Genomic DNA, 14,774 nt, shown 5'->3' with positions numbered 1-14,774 from the left:
TGCGCCTCCTGGCGCGACAGCGGGACGGAATACTATTTCCTGATGCCCAATCGCTCGATCACTGCACGATACCGCGCATCGCTGACGCCACGAAGATAGTCGAGCAACCGCCGACGGCGGCCGACCAAGAGCAGCAGGCCACGCCGCGAGTGATGATCCTTCTTGTGGGTCTTGAAATGCTCCGTCAAATAGGTGATCCGGGTGGTCAACACCGCGATCTGGACTTCCGGTGAGCCGGAATCCGTCTCATGCTGCTGATACTGTTTGATCAACTCAGTTTTTGCTTCTTTGAGTAATGCCATGGTTTCCTTCCTTCCTGTTCCTTTCCGTCATCCGCAACGAACGCTCATACGTCCTGATCGATTAATACCTTCTCCACCTTGAGCGCATCTCCCGCATTCGCCGGACACTTCCCGATCGCGATCAAACGTCCGTCGCTATCATGGATGCGAACCGGCATGTGTGACTGGCGCTCACTAGCGCCCGCCCCTTCCCAACGCAGGATTTTTCCCGCAGGCACTGGAGCGCCATGTCGGACGCGATCAGCCGTCTGTTCATCCACCACCGCCAGCGCAAACCGATTTAACGACAAATCCAGCGATAACAGATCGTCCCCCAACCGTCCGAGAGCATGACGGGTGGCCACCTCATCGATCGTCAGCGCCTGGTCGATCCTCAAGGGCCCCACTCGCGTTCGCTCCAACGCCAACATGTGACCACCGACGCCTAAGGCTGCTCCAATGTCGGCACACAACGTCCGCACATAGGTCCCTTTGGAGCAGACGATCCGCAACGCCACATCCCGGCCTTCGATCCCCAACACCTCAAGGGTGTGGATGACAATGGTCCGGGCATCCCGTGCAATCGTTTTGCCCGCGCGAGCGGACTTATAGAGAGGAACGCCTGCGACTTTTACCGCCGAATACATCGGAGGAACTTGCTCGATCGGTCCGAGAAATCGACCGACCGCTTCATGGATCGCCGCCGATGTCAGATGTTCCGTCGCCTGCCTGACGAGGACCGTTCCCGTCGCATCCTGCGTGTCGGTAGTTTCGCCGAGTCGAAGCACGGCACAATATTCTTTATCCCACTCAACCAGATATTCGGCAATGCGGGTTCCCCGCCCGATCAGCACGGGCAAAACTCCCGTTGCGGCAGGATCGAGGGTCCCGGCATGACCGACTTTCACTCCGCCGAGAAGATGCCGCACCTTCGCCACGACATCATGCGAGGTCCACCCTGTTTCTTTTTTGATGATCAATACGCCGTCGACCACGGCACAGCTCTGCGCGAGATCCATCATCACGCCCCCGATACTACGAACTCGTCTTCTCTTCGGACGACCCGCCTTCGGCCTCCGTATCGACGTGGAGCTCCTCCAGCAACTGCAACACGCGATCGCCTCTCGGCCCGCTGACATCCTTGGCGAAGACGATTTCCGGCAGATACCGGAGCGAGAGTCGGCGCCCTAGCTCACCGCGCACAAATCCACTGGCTTGCTCCAACCCGACAAAGACGTTCCGCTCTTCGTCTTTCGTGCCCATGGTCGTCACAAACACGCGAGCGATCCGCAGATCGCTCGTCAGCTTGACGTCGGTCACGGTCACGGCTTGCACACGGGGGTCCTTGATCTTCCGCATGAGGATATCGGCCACTTCCATGCGAATTTGATCGGCCACACGATCAGCCCGATGATATCCTGTCTTGGCCACCGTGCACTCCACCAGGCATGCCGCCGTCACAACAATTCCACACGAGACTGGACGACTTCCACGGCTGGGACGCTCCGAATCAGGTTCAGCGCTTGGTCACACACTTGGTTGACGTATCGCCCTTCGTTGGCCACGCAGGCCAACCCCAATACGGCCTTCTGCCACAAATCCTGCCCATCAACCTCAGCGACGGAGAGATTGAACTTCTCACGCAATCGATCTTTGAGACTCAACAGCACCTGCCGCTTATCCTTCAACGACTGACTTCCTGGGATAAACAGCTCGACCGTACAGAGTCCGACAATGATACCCACAGGGCAGACTCACACCTTAGAGCTTTGCGGCGATCTTATCGATCGCGTAGGCTTCGATGATGTCCCCGGCCTTGATGTCGTTGAAATTCTCGACGCTGATACCGCATTCGTAGCCTTGCTGCACTTCACGGACATCGTCCTTAAAGCGGCGCAACGACCCGAGCTTCCCTTCGTAGGCCACAACATTGTCGCGAAGCACCCGAACTCCGACCGCCGCACGGGAAATCGTGCCATCCACCACATAGGCCCCGGCAATGACACCGGCTTTGGACACCGTGAAGACCTGCCGTACCTCGGCCCGTCCCAAGATCCGCTCCTTGAGCGTCGGTTCGAGCAGCCCTTCCATCGCGGCCTTAATCTCGGTCATCGCATCGTAAATAATCGTGTATTGGCGGATATCGACGCCTTGCTGCTCAGCCAGGGCCAACGCCTTCGGCTCCGGCCTAACATTGAATCCGATCACGATGGCGTTCGATGCGGCAGCCAGCAACACGTCGGACTCTGTAATCCCGCCTACGCCGCTGTGAATGACGCGCAGCTTGACCGCAGCAGTGGCAAGTTTTTCGACACTGGCGGTCAGCGCTTCAGCCGACCCTTGCACGTCAGACTTGATCACAAGCGCCAGTTCCTTGACCGACCCTTCCTTGATCTTGGCAAACAAGTCGTCGAGGGTGACCTTCGCGGACCCTGACAAATCTGTCGTTCGCTGCTTATGCGCTCGATCTTCCGCAATGTCACGCGCAACCCGTTCATCCTTCACAACCTGAAAGACATCGCCTGCCGAGGGCACACCAGGAAGCCCGGCCACTTCGACAGGGATGGAAGGACCGGCTGCTTGTACCTTAGCGCCCGTGTGCGCTATCAACGCGCGAACTTTTCCGCTAAATACTCCGACGACGAACACATCACCGACGCGAAGGGTCCCGCTCTGAACCAGCACGGTTGCCACAGGGCCACGTCCTCGTTCCAGCTTGGCTTCCACCACAACGCCTTTGGCCATCCGATGCGGGTCCGCCTTGAGCTCCAGCACTTCGGACTGCAGAAGAATCATCTCCAGCAACGTATCCAAACCGGTCTTTTCCTTGGCTGAGACCTCAACCATGATCGTATCCCCGCCCCAGGACTCGGAGATCAGTCCATGCTCGGACAAGGCGTTCTTCACACGATCGGCATTGGCGCCAGGCTTATCGATCTTGTTGATGGCCACAATAATCGGAACGGACGCGGCCCTGGCATGATTGATCGCTTCGATCGTTTGCGGCATCACGCCATCGTCTGCCGCCACGACCAGGATAACAATATCGGTAATCTTTGCGCCACGACCGCGCATCGCCGTGAAGGCTTCGTGACCAGGCGTATCCAGGAAGGTCACCTGCTTTCCACGAACCGCGACGGTGTACGCGCCGATATGCTGCGTAATCCCACCGGCCTCACCTTCCGCCACTTTTGTTTGCCGGATCGCATCGAGCAGCGACGTCTTGCCGTGATCGACATGGCCCATGATCGTCACCACCGGTGGCCGCGATTCGAGCTGAGCGTCTTCATCCGTCTGTACGACGGACTCCAACAATTCTTCTCCGACCTTTTCCGTCGAGAGATCGAGTTTGATTCCGTTCTCCTCAGCAATGATGACGGCCGCATCCACGTTCATCGTCTGATTGAACGTGAGCATCTGCCCCATATCCATCAGCTTACGCATAATATCAGCCGGACGCTGCCCGATCAGCTCGGCAAACTCCTTCACCGTCATACCAGCCGTAAACTTGAAACCCTTCCGCCGCGGCTTGGTCACTTCCCCTGGCGCGCTGTGATGCACGTGCTTACTACGGTCGTCACGGCGCTGGTGCAACGGAATGGCACGAAGATCCTGCCAGCGAGCCGCATCCTCACGCAATCGAAGCTCTTCTTCTTCTCGAGTACGGCCAGGCTTGCGAGCCTTCTTCGCTTTTTCTTTCAAGCCTTCAGCTTGTAACTCTTCGAGCGAGAGGGGTTTCTTTTTCCCAACAGTGAGGTCTGGGATGGGCACGGCAGCAGGCTTGACCGCAATAACTGGAGGTGAAGCGACCTGGACTCCCACAATAGGCGTCAGGTCCGGCATCGGCGTCAACTCAGGATGTGGAGCGATTGGCGTCTCAATAATGGGATGGGACAACACAGGACTGACGACAGGAGCATCGGCGGTCGTTCCACCGCTGCCGAACGCTTCAACTGCGGGCTGGGATGCGACGACTTCAGTAGACGGCTCGTCCTCCCGCTTGCGCTTAATCAAAATGCGGCGCTTATCGGACTTAGAAGCATCTTCCACTGCCGGAGAGGCCTGGGCCGACCCGGTTTTTGCCCCCGCGACAACCTTACCCCGACCAGCATCGGCTTCTTTGCCTGTTGCTTTCGCGGCGGTTTTGGCTTTCGAACCGAGCTTCTCCATCGCTTTCTGCACCACGTCGTCCTCCAACGCACTACTGTGCGAAGCGACGGCGACACCCATCCGCTTCAATTCAGGAATGAGTTCACGGTTTTCCATCCCGAGCTGCTTAGCCAATTCGTAAACGCGCATGAGGATTTGACACCTGTTCTTCTTTACCCGGCATCCGACTCCGATTCTGCCCGAGCTTGTAATTCCTGTTCCCTGGCTTCTTGTTGCTGATGCAACGCCTCGGTTTCCTCTGCCAATGCCGCCTTGATATCGTTATCCCGCTCGGCTTTTTCTTTTTCGTACTCCGTCGCGCTGATAATATCGATCTTCCAGCCGGTCAGACGGGCAGCCAATCGCACGTTCTGGCCATTCTTTCCGATCGCTAACGACAGCTGAGAATCCGCCACGACGACCAACGCCGACTTCTTCTCCTCATCGACGCCGACCTTCTCAATACTCGCCGGATTCAACGCCTCGGCAATGAACACACGCGGATCCGATGTCCAGGTAATGATGTCTATTTTCTCTCCGCGCAGCTCGCGAACCACCGCCTGCACCCGCGACCCCTTGATCCCCACACAGGCCCCGACCGGATCGACTGCTTTCTCGCGAGACGTGACGGCAATCTTGGTTCGATCGCCAGGCTCCCGCACAATGGACTTGATCTCCACGATTTTCTCGAGCACTTCCGGCACTTCCAACTCAAATAACTTCGAGACGAACTGGGGGTGACTCCGCGTCAAGATGACCTGAACATCCTTTGGCGTCCGGCGCACTTCCAGGAGCATCGCCTTCACTCGATCGCCACGGCGATAGGTTTCCCGCGGAATCTGCTCCTGAATCGGCAACACCGCCTCCGTCTTGCCCAAATCCACCAAGTAGTTCCGACGCTCCATCCCGAGAATAATGCCGTTGACCAGATCACCCTGCCGCGTCGAATATTCCTTTTGGACTGCTTCCCATTCGGCCTCACGGACCTTCTGGAAAATCACTTGCTTGGCAGTTTGCGCCGCGATCCGCCCCAAATCGCTCATCTCGATGACCGACCCGATCTCGTCACCGACCTCTGCCTCGCTATCGAACTGGCGTGCTTCCTGTAGGGAGACCTCAGTTTTGGGATTGGCGACCACGTCAACAATGATCTTCTTCGACACGACGGAGATTTCACCGGTCTTGGAGTCTATCTCGACCTGAATGTTCTCAGCCTGCCCGAACCGTTTCTTGGCAGCCATTTGAAGGGCCGCCTCAATCGCCCCAATCACTCGGCTCTTCTCAATGCCCTTTGACCGACCAAGTTCGTCGATGACCGAAATCAATTCTCGATTCATAGCTCACTCTCCGGCAGCTGCCCCTGCAGCCACCCTCCTAAAAGCAGCGATATGCTCATACCTCGGTAATCGACTCCCGTACCCCTAAAACGTGACGACGCGTCGCGCTTCAGCAATCGAGTCGAACTCAAGAATGACTGTCCGCTCAGGGCGCGCATCGCTCACCACGACCGTAATGCCCTGCTCACTCACTTCCGTCAACAGTCCGACCACACGCCATTGTCCGTCGATCGGCTGTTTGAGCTTGACGCTCACCTCTTTGCCCACTGCCCGGCGATAATCCTGAGCCCGCCTGAAGGCCCGATCCAGACCAGGTGAGGAGACTTCCAGCGTATAAGTATGGGGAAACGGATCAGCCACATCCAAGGCCGGACTGATCTCGAGATGTGCACGCCCACAATCTTCTACCGTGATGCCGCCCACCTTATCGATGTATACGCGAACGACTGACCGCGTACCTTGCCCGACACAGACGACGTCGACTAATTCTAGACCCAAGGCCCACAGGATGGGCGACACCACTTCGCTGATGCGATCGACGACTGGTCGGGATTCTTTCACCGACACCCCTCGCCCTGCTTCTTTGGAATAGCTCATTGCAAGTGATCAAACAAAAAAGTGGGCCCGAGCCCACTTCCAGTGCGGGGACCATAACATGCCCCCTATGCCAAAGCAAGAGCCTAGCCGGCCAGCCTCGTAAAGCCTGCGGCAAGTCGTTGCGTGATTGGACCAGGCCGCCCATCCCCAATGATTTGTCCATCCACGCGGACAACGGCCAGGACCTCGACTGTGGTTCCGGTGAGAAACACTTCGTCGGCACTATACAGTTCGGCTTGCGAGACCCCGCGCTCGTGAATCGGCAGACCCTCATTTCGAGCCAGCTCCAACAGGACGGCCCGCGTAACCCCGGACAAAATGCGCGGCCCTTCCGGAGCCGTCACCACCGCTCCCCCACGGACCACCATCACGTTGGTGACCGCCCCCTCAGTCACCAAGCCCTCTTTGACCAAAATGGCCTCGAACACATGAGCCTGCTTGGCCTGCTGACGTGCGAGCACATTCGCTAACAAATTCAGGCTCTTGATATCGCAGCGCCCCCATCGAATGTCCTCGATCGTCATGGCCTCCACACCGTCGGCCGGCACCGACTTGTCGAGAGGGTGGAATTCGCGAACCGTCATGACAACCGTGGGCGCCACGTGCGCCGGATAGACATGATCACGGGGAGCGGCGCCCCTGCTCAGCTGAATGTAGATTTTGGCTTCAGGATAGGTCGCCCGTTTAATTCCTTCCAAGACATGGCTTGTCCAGTCGGCACGAGAATAGGGCTGCGTCAAATCAAGCGCCGCAGCACTACGCTCGAGTCGAGCCCAATGGGCCTCGAGTGCGAATGGACGCCCCTTGTAGGTGCGGATCACTTCGTAGACGCCGTCGCCGAACTGAACGCCTCGATCGTCGATCGAGATCTTGGCTTCGGCCAACGGCACAAACAATCCATTGACGAACGCGACATCCGGCACGGCTACGCACTCCTCCGAGACGAAGAATCGGGAGCCGTCACCTCGAAGACCCGCCGGTCTTCAGCCGTAAACTTCCACCCCATGCGTTTTTCAAACAACACCCGATGAGTTCCCGGCTTCATCACCTTAAACTCGAACGTCCGCTGTCCATTATCGACCGCATTGTTTCCCGCGATGCGCTGGTAGTCGTCAGCCAACAGGGCCAGCCCCGCCGAATCATAGGTCGGGACCCAGAGTTCCCCTCGCGTCCTATCCTCCCAGAGACGAATCTGGAGGGGACGCTCAAGAGTCGTCTCAATTACCTTTACCCCATCTGAGGATTTGAGACCATCATGGTCGGAACTGGAGGTCATACTCATCGTCACGTACGCGGCAACCCGCGCCTTATCATTCGCCTGATCATAACGTATTATGGTTTCCGCCTGGGTCCGACGCAAATCTCCGCGCCTTCTATCCGCACGTCATAACTTCCCACACAATATCCCCCGCCATCCGTCCCTTGTCCATTTCGAACGTCGAATGCCAGATCGTGCCAGGGACAGGCCACGACAAAGCCCTTGACCCGCCCTTCACACAAGGGACCGCCCTCATGGGGACACAAATTATGGATCGCAAAATAGGCCCCATCAATATTGAAGAGCGCAATCTCGCGCTTGTTCACCGTCACGACCTTTGCCTGCCCGGGCGGGAGCTCTTCAACCTGAGCAACGGACTGAAACCCTTCTAACATGCCACACCGACTCCTCTCTTCATGCTTCGCACCACCCTCGTGCGCCTTACATCCGAAGTGTATATTTCAACTCCTGTCCCACGGTAACCCCTTCGCGCTTGATGAAGCCTGCCTCTGCTTGAATCGCGTAGCGGACCACTTCCGGAGAGGAACTAAACTTGGGGCACTCATCTTCCCCACAAGGAGCGACATCTTCCTTGAGCCCCACGATGTGATGACTCTCATCAACCCATATGATGTCCACTGGAAACCGATAAGCCTTTGTCCAAATATGGTTTTGTCCGGTCGACTCGAAGATATAAAGCATTCCGCTATTCGCTGGCAACGTCTCTCGAAAGGCAAGACCGAAGAGCAGCTTCTCCGGTGTGTCCGCGACTTCCGTCTCCAGCACATGACCGTTCGGAAACGACACGATAATGATCGTCTCGTCTTTCCGATCGATGAAAAAGAATGACGCGCTCATCAAGAAAATCGCCATGAGAACGAGCGTGATGATGCGCTTCTTTTTCTGCTCGCGCTCGCTGATCGACATGGTGGCCATGGCTATTTCATCTCGCGACTCGTCATGAGTCAGTGGGCCCAAAGGCCCATTCATCTAGGGCGGCTAGGCCTTCTGAGCAGGTGCCGTTCTGTTGACTTGGAAAAGAGCGACAGACTAGAATGGCCTTCACGTCGCGGCACGCACTATGTCGTGGCGGGGCGGACTTGTCAACCGTGTGTGTCTCTATTGTAGTGAGAAGGAGGCGAGGGTCATGGCGCTGCTGATTACTGATGAATGTATCTCCTGTGGGGCCTGCTTGCCCGAATGTCCGAACGAGGCGATTTTTGAAACTCGCAGCGACGCGGAAGCAAAGGGCAATCATGTGGGCGACGGCCAGGGAGTCGGCGATAGTATTTATATCATAACGCACGACCGTTGCACCGAGTGCGTCGGACACTTCGACGAGCCCCAGTGCGCCGCTGTCTGCCCGGTTGATAACTGCTGTATCGCCGATCCACTCTATCCGGAAACGACGGAAGTCCTTCTTGATAAAGCCAAGACGCTCAATCCTGATAAGGCCATTGATCCTGCCAAAATCTGGAGTGGCGTGCGCAACTAGTCCTCATTCATCTGTCAACAAGAGGGCCCTGCTTTTCCATGAGAAGCAGGGCTTTCCTGTTTCTACAGTCACCGCTACAACGACCCCCTTATAGATTCTTACTCCCTGTCAGGCGTAAGATTATTCGTAACGTATTGAATGCTCATCCGGCTCTTTTCTCTTGATGGAGCCACCAGCGTTTGTTCGCCCCCGCGCAAGGAGGTGCCCCATGCGATATCAATGGATCGTCATGAGTGCGCTCTGCGGAATCCTCACCATGCCAACGTTGACGCAGGCCAGTACCGCTGACCTGGGGACCATTATCGAATCGTTTGTGGTTCGGCAATTCCCCGATGCAGCCAGCCACTATTGGGTAATCAATGGGACACAATGGGACGGAGATGAAATGGTTGTGGACATGCACACCATCGTCAGTGAGAGGCGAGAAGCGGAGCCGACATTACGCCATTTCCTGCTGCTGATCGTGGCGGGAGAGCTCAGAGGGGTCCAGAACATTCCGATCGAGCCTGGCGCTGACTGCCGAGCCGAAGAAGATGTGTAATTGTCGCTCTTGAATTCAGAGTCCTTTGCATAAAAAAACCACCGCCCTCTTTGCGGTATCGCAAAGAGGGCGGTGGTCAAACACTTCTACCAAAAACGACTACTTGATCATCAAAATCTTGCCACCAACATGGGCCGGGTGCAAGTGACAACGGTAGGTCAAGGTATTCCCCTGCGTCGCATAGAACATATCGCTGGTTGGAATCCCGATGTACTTGGTCTCGCCAGGCTTCAAGACGACTTGCGCCTTCATGACCGTTGGCGTATCTGAATTGACTGCATCGGTAAGCTGAAATCCATGCTCGGCAGTCGAATTGTTCGTGACCACGAGCAGGACGGGACGACCTGGCCGAACTTTGAAATCAATGATCGTGATGGGCGGGTACCACGTCTTTAAGTTTCCGATCTCGACCGCATACAGATGCGCATCCATATCCAGTTCTTTGAACGACTGCCCTACGACTGAGCCAGTCTCCAAATCTCCGATTTCGACTCCGCCTGCCTGGAGCGCAAATGCTGAAGATGCTCCAGCCATGACCATCACGAGGCCGAAGAAGACCCCTAACATCGTCTTGCCCATGACCTACCTCCTTAAGAAAGAAGAAGAGATGTGATTAGGTTGGTAAATAACTACCGCCACGACCTGGTAGCCTACACCATGCTGACTACTACTTCTCTACGAGTAACACTTATTTATGTTCTGCCAGATTTCCCGCTCTTCAAGAGGCAACCTTATAGCACAGCAACGAAAACGGAAGCAAGAAGGTTAATCTGTAATTTTTCAAATGGCCGCCATCCAGAATAGCCGTTCATAATCTAGACAAGTCCCAATGACTTCAATGGCTTAGTGCGTGATCACTGCCTCAGGCTGTACCCCTTGAACCGTAGATCCCATCAAAAGATCATAGGGCGCATAGTTGTCGGTTAACACAACACCTGCCTCCCAGGGTTCCGTACGATGGGTACTCAACAAAGCAATCGCTTCGACCGGGAGGCGCTGTTGTTCGACCAATGCATTGACCTTGTCCGTCGTGACAGAGAGCTGGTGCTGCGCGAGCGGAGTACCAGCAAAGAAAATCAAATTCTCCGATTTCGTCTGAGCGGATTTCCATGGCCCCTTGACCGCAAAAGACTCGACGTGGGGAAACGACCCTCTCATCGTCTGCACAACTGCATTAGCCCGCAACAGGTCTCCTCCCTCGCCCGACGAGGCCAAATTCACTGCGAGAACGCCATTCGGCGACAGGTGGGCCCGCAACTCCGCAAAGAATTCCACAGTGGTCAGGTGAAACGGAATCATATGTCTGGCGAACGCATCAACCCAGATAAAGTCGTAGGTCCGCTCCGTGGAATTGAGAAAGACCCGGGCGTCACGGGCATGGACGTGATGCTGAGGAGGCGGCTGATAGGCAAAATACTCTTCGGCCATGCGAACGACCACCGGATCGAACTCGACCACATCCAACTCGAGTTCAGGCCACCGGTGGGCGACCCACTTCGCCAGCGACCCTCCTCCATGGCCAAGGATCAACCCTCGTTTCGGCTCAGGCACCAAGGCCAGCGACGCAACCATCAATTGACTATAGGGAAGAAATAGCGCGACCGGATCCGCCCTCCACATGACCGCATGGAAGGTCCGGTCCAGGACGAGATAGCGAAAGAGATCGTCGTCGCGGATTCGTACTTGCTGGTAGGGGCTGTCTTCCTGATAGACCGGCGCCTTCAGCTTCTGGATTGGAGACAAGGCACCGGCTCCCAAGCCTCCGATGCACAGAATGATGAGGCCGATCACGACCGGCCGTGCTGTTGTCCCACGGACCAACCACCAGAGGCCCAGCCCCACTTGAATAGCCCCGAGCCACGCCACAAGCGCCTGGCTGCCAATCCAGGAGAGAAAGAAAAAGGCCGTCCCCCAGGTTCCAGCCAAACTCCCCATGGTCGAGAGCGCGATCATCCGGCCGGTATGCCGGCCGAAATACTCGAGGTCTAATACGGCCAACCGCAACATAGCCGGCAAGACGCCGCTCAGGCCAAAGGCTGGCGGACCGAGGAGCAGCGCCGCGGCGACACAGGGGCCCCACCGGGGGTCCTCAATCGCTTTCGCTACCGCAAAGAGCACCGGCTGACCAAGCCAGGCGATCAGAAAGGTCCAGGATCCCGAAAACAACAGCAGCCCTGCCAGGACCTGCGCGCCAGGATACCGGTCGGAGACCCAGCCGCCAAAGGCATACCCGCCACTCATGGCGGCAAGAATGACTCCGATCAATGCACCCCAGACGAAGAGGGAGTTTCCGAACACGGGAGCTAAGAGTCGGCTTCCCAAGATTTCGAGCGCCATGACCACCGCGCCGGTCACCAGCGCCGTCACCAGAAGAAACCACCGAGGCGTATGAACCGACCGGTTGACGGGGCTCATACAGAAACATCACACCGGGTAGAACAACAATCCACCGATACACACAGACGGTTCAAACCGATCATAGGCCGCCCCAATTTTTGAAGTACCGTAAGAGGTCGCGAACAGAGATAACCCCGACAATCTCGCCATCGTCAGAAACGGCCAGATGCCGAATACCACATTCGGCCATTTTTTCGCTCGCCTCATGGGCTGAGCTCGCACTGTCTATCGATAACAACGGACTGCTCATAACGTCACGGACTAACGTCTCTTGTGCCGAACGGGACTCGGCTACCCCCTTGCGAACCAAATCTGATTCGCTCACGAGGCCGCTATAGTGACCGCCCTCGACTACTAATAATGCGCCAACCTTTGCATCGCGCATCAGCTTGGCCGCCTCCAACAATGTTGCGTCCTGACCGATCGTGCTGAGGGTCCTGCACATCATCACGGCGAGTGGCCGCTGAATAGGGCTGCTTTGAATTTCCATACGCGAGAATCCGTCCAAATGAAGGGAGCAAATAGTACTCAGCCCTCGTGCAGCTGTCAACGAGCGGTTCAAGCTGCTTATCCGGCGAACAGGACAATCCATAACTCGTTGCTCACCCTCGATACCGTTGCTATACTCGGCCAGATCGTACTTGCTTACTAGGAGGATAGGGACCCATGCATATCAGTGTCATCGGAACCGGCTATGTCGGATTGGTCACAGGAGCCTGTTTTTCTGAATTCGGCGTGAGCGTGACCTGCATGGACACCGACGCCAAACGGATCGCGAGACTTGAAAAAGGCGATGTGCCCTTCTACGAACCAGGGATCACGGAGCTCGTTGCCAAAGGCATTCGAGAGGGCCGAATCACCTTTACCACCGACGTGGCCAAAGCCGTCGACAAGGCGCTCGTCATTTTCATTGCGGTCGGAACCCCGCCACGAGCAGACGGATCAGCCGACCTCTCGTACGTTGAAGAAGTCGGCCGTGGCATCGCCAGAACCATGACCGGGTACAAGGTGATCGTCACCAAGTCGACCGTCCCGGTGGGAACAGGCGCAAAACTACGTGAAGTTATCAACGCCAATCAATCGGGCAAATTCCGTTTCGATATCGTCTCCAACCCGGAATTTCTTCGTGAAGGGTCTGCGATCGAAGACTTCATGCGGCCGAACCGGATCGTCATCGGCGCAGACAGCGAGCAGGCGATAGCGATCATGAAAGACCTCTATCGTCCGCTCTACCTCATCGAAACGCCCTTCGTCGTCACCGACATCCCCACGGCCGAAATGATCAAATATGCCTCCAACGCCTTCCTGGCCACTAAGATTTCGTTCATCAATGAAATTGCGACGGTCTGCGAAAAAGTGGGCGCCGACGTACAGATGGTGGCGAAAGGGATGGGGCTCGACAACCGGATTGGATCGAAGTTTCTCCATGCAGGACCGGGGTTCGGGGGGTCCTGCTTCCCCAAAGATTTGGCCGCCTTAGTGCAGACGGGAGAGCGAGCCGGCTATCCCATGCAAATCGCCGGAGCCGCCGCCCTCGTCAACGAGCAGCAACGGGGCCGGATGATTGCAAAGATTCTGAAGGAGATGGGGCAGCTCAAGGGAAAGACCTTCGCGATGTTGGGCCTGTCGTTCAAGCCCAACACCAACGACTTACGGGATGCGCCGGCCCTGGCCATTGCGCAGGAGCTGATGAAACAGGGCGCGACCGTTCGCGCCTACGATCCTGCCGGGCTGGAAGAAGCCTGTCAGATTGTTTCGGGCCTCGTTCCCTGTAAAGACGCCTATGACACGGCAGAGGGGGCGGATGCCCTGATCCTCATGACCGAATGGAACCAGTTCCGAACGCTCGACTTCGACAGACTGAAAGCCCTCTTACGTCAGCCCATATTCTTCGACTTACGGAATGTCTATGAACCGGACCGCGTCGCGGGATTTGGCTTCCGCCACATCTCTGTCGGGAGACCAACGAAGACTCCTTCTCAGTCCACGTAACCGACGCGTTACGTGAGCCGCGGCGCTTCAGCTTCCTTGGCTTCCTCTTTGACCTTGGGCTTGTAGCCCATCCGGTCCAACACCTTCATCACCCTCGTTTTCAAACGGTCGTCGGCCTCGGCAAGCGCCGTGGCCAACGGCTCGACGGCAGGCTTTCCGATCTTGCGAATGATTTCCGTCACGGATTGCCTGACCTCATCCTCTTCAGAAACCAGCAACGGCACGAGGGATGACACGGCCGGTCCGCCGATCTTGATCAAGGAATCGTAGGCACGCTGCCGGACATCGCCCACTTCATCCGCCAACGCCTCAACCAACGGCCGCACCGCGCGAACTTCCTTGAGCTCGCCCAGCACTTCCGCTGCATACTTTCGATTGAGCCAATGACTGTCTTTCAGATCCAACAACATCGCATCGGCGCGCGCCGCATTGGGATCCTTCGCACGAATCCGGAAGCTCTTGGCGACCCGCTTCCCGCCTTCTTCGACGACGCGAATCGTGGCGCCATCTCCCACCTTGAGCTTCTTGAGATCTTCAAGCGCTTCGTCATCCACATCCAACACAACCGTCTTCCCGTCGTAGGCCAACAGTTCGACTTCGAGCTGCTTCGCTTCGAGGTTCACCGCGACGACTCGTTCCGTGACGAGATTGAATCCGTCTTTCTTCACGCCGCCCTTGGGACCGATCTGAATAAGCTTTGGAGGAGCTTCATCCGCCATGATGTGTA

18 protein-coding genes are annotated in these 14,774 nt (G+C 56.7%); 3 read left to right on the top strand and 15 right to left on the bottom strand.

The features are described 5' to 3' along the window. Positions 1–32 precede the first annotated feature (32 nt). The 11 genes from rpsO to Q8N00_03300 all read right to left on the bottom strand — a co-directional run bounded on the left by rpsO (position 33) and on the right by Q8N00_03300 (position 8,558). Positions 33–302, bottom strand: a complete 270-nt coding sequence (gene rpsO / locus Q8N00_03350) for a 30S ribosomal protein S15 (protein MDP2381821.1) — start codon at positions 300–302, stop codon at positions 33–35. Between the two features lie 44 nt (positions 303–346). Beyond that, positions 347–1,303, bottom strand: a complete 957-nt coding sequence (gene truB, locus Q8N00_03345) for a tRNA pseudouridine(55) synthase TruB (protein ID MDP2381820.1) — start codon at positions 1,301–1,303, stop codon at positions 347–349. A 13-nt stretch (positions 1,304–1,316) separates the two neighbouring features. Beyond that, complete coding sequence (gene rbfA, locus Q8N00_03340; protein ID MDP2381819.1) at positions 1,317–1,712, bottom strand: 30S ribosome-binding factor RbfA; 396 nt, start codon at positions 1,710–1,712, stop codon at positions 1,317–1,319. A 26-nt stretch (positions 1,713–1,738) separates the two neighbouring features. Continuing rightward, complete coding sequence (locus Q8N00_03335; GenBank protein MDP2381818.1) at positions 1,739–2,026, bottom strand: DUF503 domain-containing protein; 288 nt, start codon at positions 2,024–2,026, stop codon at positions 1,739–1,741. A gap of 16 nt (positions 2,027–2,042) precedes the next feature. Continuing rightward, the gene (infB, locus tag Q8N00_03330) at positions 2,043–4,580 is read right to left on the bottom strand and encodes a translation initiation factor IF-2 (GenBank protein MDP2381817.1); all 2,538 of its coding nucleotides are present in this window, start codon (positions 4,578–4,580) and stop codon (positions 2,043–2,045) included. Positions 4,581–4,603: 23 nt separating this feature from the next. Continuing rightward, positions 4,604–5,767, bottom strand: a complete 1,164-nt coding sequence (gene nusA / locus Q8N00_03325) for a transcription termination factor NusA (GenBank protein MDP2381816.1) — start codon at positions 5,765–5,767, stop codon at positions 4,604–4,606. A gap of 84 nt (positions 5,768–5,851) precedes the next feature. Beyond that, positions 5,852–6,364, bottom strand: a complete 513-nt coding sequence (rimP, locus tag Q8N00_03320; GenBank protein MDP2381815.1) for a ribosome maturation factor RimP — start codon at positions 6,362–6,364, stop codon at positions 5,852–5,854. 83 nt (positions 6,365–6,447) lie between these two features. Then, complete coding sequence (gene dat / locus Q8N00_03315; GenBank protein ID MDP2381814.1) at positions 6,448–7,287, bottom strand: D-amino-acid transaminase; 840 nt, start codon at positions 7,285–7,287, stop codon at positions 6,448–6,450. A gap of 2 nt (positions 7,288–7,289) precedes the next feature. Next, positions 7,290–7,640 carry a protease inhibitor I42 family protein gene (locus tag Q8N00_03310; GenBank protein MDP2381813.1) on the bottom strand — a complete coding sequence of 117 codons (351 nt, stop codon included), beginning with the start codon at positions 7,638–7,640 and terminating at the stop codon, positions 7,290–7,292. Positions 7,641–7,696: 56 nt separating this feature from the next. Further along, complete coding sequence (locus Q8N00_03305; protein ID MDP2381812.1) at positions 7,697–8,017, bottom strand: Rieske 2Fe-2S domain-containing protein; 321 nt, start codon at positions 8,015–8,017, stop codon at positions 7,697–7,699. Positions 8,018–8,063: 46 nt separating this feature from the next. Beyond that, the gene (locus Q8N00_03300) at positions 8,064–8,558 is read right to left on the bottom strand and encodes a DUF192 domain-containing protein (GenBank protein ID MDP2381811.1); all 495 of its coding nucleotides are present in this window, start codon (positions 8,556–8,558) and stop codon (positions 8,064–8,066) included. A 211-nt stretch (positions 8,559–8,769) separates the two neighbouring features. On the opposite strand from Q8N00_03300, the gene Q8N00_03295 reads away from it, so the two are divergent. Next, positions 8,770–9,117, top strand: a complete 348-nt coding sequence (locus Q8N00_03295) for a 4Fe-4S dicluster domain-containing protein (protein ID MDP2381810.1) — start codon at positions 8,770–8,772, stop codon at positions 9,115–9,117. 208 nt (positions 9,118–9,325) lie between these two features. Next, on the top strand, positions 9,326–9,658 hold the full coding sequence (locus tag Q8N00_03290) for a hypothetical protein (protein MDP2381809.1): 333 nt from the start codon (positions 9,326–9,328) through the stop codon (positions 9,656–9,658). A gap of 99 nt (positions 9,659–9,757) precedes the next feature. On the opposite strand, the gene Q8N00_03285 is transcribed toward Q8N00_03290, so the two are convergent. The 3 genes from Q8N00_03285 to Q8N00_03275 form a co-directional block, all read right to left on the bottom strand. After that, positions 9,758–10,237: a hypothetical protein gene (locus Q8N00_03285; protein ID MDP2381808.1), complete on the bottom strand. Its 480-nt coding sequence runs from the start codon at positions 10,235–10,237 to the stop codon at positions 9,758–9,760. A gap of 264 nt (positions 10,238–10,501) precedes the next feature. After that, a complete protein-coding gene (locus Q8N00_03280; GenBank protein MDP2381807.1) occupies positions 10,502–12,073 on the bottom strand; it encodes a fused MFS/spermidine synthase in 1,572 nt (523 codons plus the stop codon). 61 nt (positions 12,074–12,134) lie between these two features. Continuing rightward, the gene (locus Q8N00_03275; protein ID MDP2381806.1) at positions 12,135–12,545 is read right to left on the bottom strand and encodes a CBS domain-containing protein; all 411 of its coding nucleotides are present in this window, start codon (positions 12,543–12,545) and stop codon (positions 12,135–12,137) included. A 176-nt stretch (positions 12,546–12,721) separates the two neighbouring features. On the opposite strand from Q8N00_03275, the gene Q8N00_03270 reads away from it, so the two are divergent. After that, positions 12,722–14,047 (top strand): UDP-glucose/GDP-mannose dehydrogenase family protein, encoded by a 1,326-nt coding sequence (locus Q8N00_03270; protein MDP2381805.1) that lies wholly within the window; start codon positions 12,722–12,724, stop codon positions 14,045–14,047. A gap of 8 nt (positions 14,048–14,055) precedes the next feature. Here Q8N00_03270 and Q8N00_03265 read toward each other — a convergent pair whose 3' ends face one another. Further along, positions 14,056–14,766 (bottom strand): HEAT repeat domain-containing protein, encoded by a 711-nt coding sequence (locus Q8N00_03265; protein MDP2381804.1) that lies wholly within the window; start codon positions 14,764–14,766, stop codon positions 14,056–14,058. Between the last annotated feature and the right edge of the window lie 8 nt (positions 14,767–14,774).

The sequence above is a fragment of the Nitrospirota bacterium genome (assembly GCA_030684575.1).
In the GTDB taxonomy this organism is placed as follows: Bacteria; Nitrospirota; Nitrospiria; order Nitrospirales; family Nitrospiraceae; genus Palsa-1315.
Note: the sequence above shows the minus strand (reverse complement) of the source record. Positions and strands in the feature narration are given on the sequence as shown.

What these genes read in the sequence shown, in the direction of transcription:
- Q8N00_03280 (MDP2381807.1), bottom strand. Translation starts at nt 12,073, where the DNA reads ATGAGCCCCGTCAACCGGTCGGTTCATACGCCTCGGTGGTTTCTTCTG.
- Q8N00_03285 (MDP2381808.1), bottom strand. Translation starts at nt 10,237, where the DNA reads ATGGGCAAGACGATGTTAGGGGTCTTCTTCGGCCTCGTGATGGTCATG.
- truB (MDP2381820.1), bottom strand. Translation starts at nt 1,303, where the DNA reads ATGATGGATCTCGCGCAGAGCTGTGCCGTGGTCGACGGCGTATTGATC.
- Q8N00_03275 (MDP2381806.1), bottom strand. Translation starts at nt 12,545, where the DNA reads ATGGAAATTCAAAGCAGCCCTATTCAGCGGCCACTCGCCGTGATGATG.
- Q8N00_03265 (MDP2381804.1), bottom strand. Translation starts at nt 14,766, where the DNA reads ATGGCGGATGAAGCTCCTCCAAAGCTTATTCAGATCGGTCCCAAGGGC.
- rimP (MDP2381815.1), bottom strand. Translation starts at nt 6,364, where the DNA reads ATGAGCTATTCCAAAGAAGCAGGGCGAGGGGTGTCGGTGAAAGAATCC.
- Q8N00_03290 (MDP2381809.1), top strand. Translation starts at nt 9,326, where the DNA reads ATGCGATATCAATGGATCGTCATGAGTGCGCTCTGCGGAATCCTCACC.
- Q8N00_03295 (MDP2381810.1), top strand. Translation starts at nt 8,770, where the DNA reads ATGGCGCTGCTGATTACTGATGAATGTATCTCCTGTGGGGCCTGCTTG.
- rpsO (MDP2381821.1), bottom strand. Translation starts at nt 302, where the DNA reads ATGGCATTACTCAAAGAAGCAAAAACTGAGTTGATCAAACAGTATCAG.
- Q8N00_03305 (MDP2381812.1), bottom strand. Translation starts at nt 8,017, where the DNA reads ATGTTAGAAGGGTTTCAGTCCGTTGCTCAGGTTGAAGAGCTCCCGCCC.
- infB (MDP2381817.1), bottom strand. Translation starts at nt 4,580, where the DNA reads ATGCGCGTTTACGAATTGGCTAAGCAGCTCGGGATGGAAAACCGTGAA.
- nusA (MDP2381816.1), bottom strand. Translation starts at nt 5,767, where the DNA reads ATGAATCGAGAATTGATTTCGGTCATCGACGAACTTGGTCGGTCAAAG.
- Q8N00_03310 (MDP2381813.1), bottom strand. Translation starts at nt 7,640, where the DNA reads ATGACCTCCAGTTCCGACCATGATGGTCTCAAATCCTCAGATGGGGTA.
- Q8N00_03270 (MDP2381805.1), top strand. Translation starts at nt 12,722, where the DNA reads ATGCATATCAGTGTCATCGGAACCGGCTATGTCGGATTGGTCACAGGA.
- Q8N00_03300 (MDP2381811.1), bottom strand. Translation starts at nt 8,558, where the DNA reads ATGGCCACCATGTCGATCAGCGAGCGCGAGCAGAAAAAGAAGCGCATC.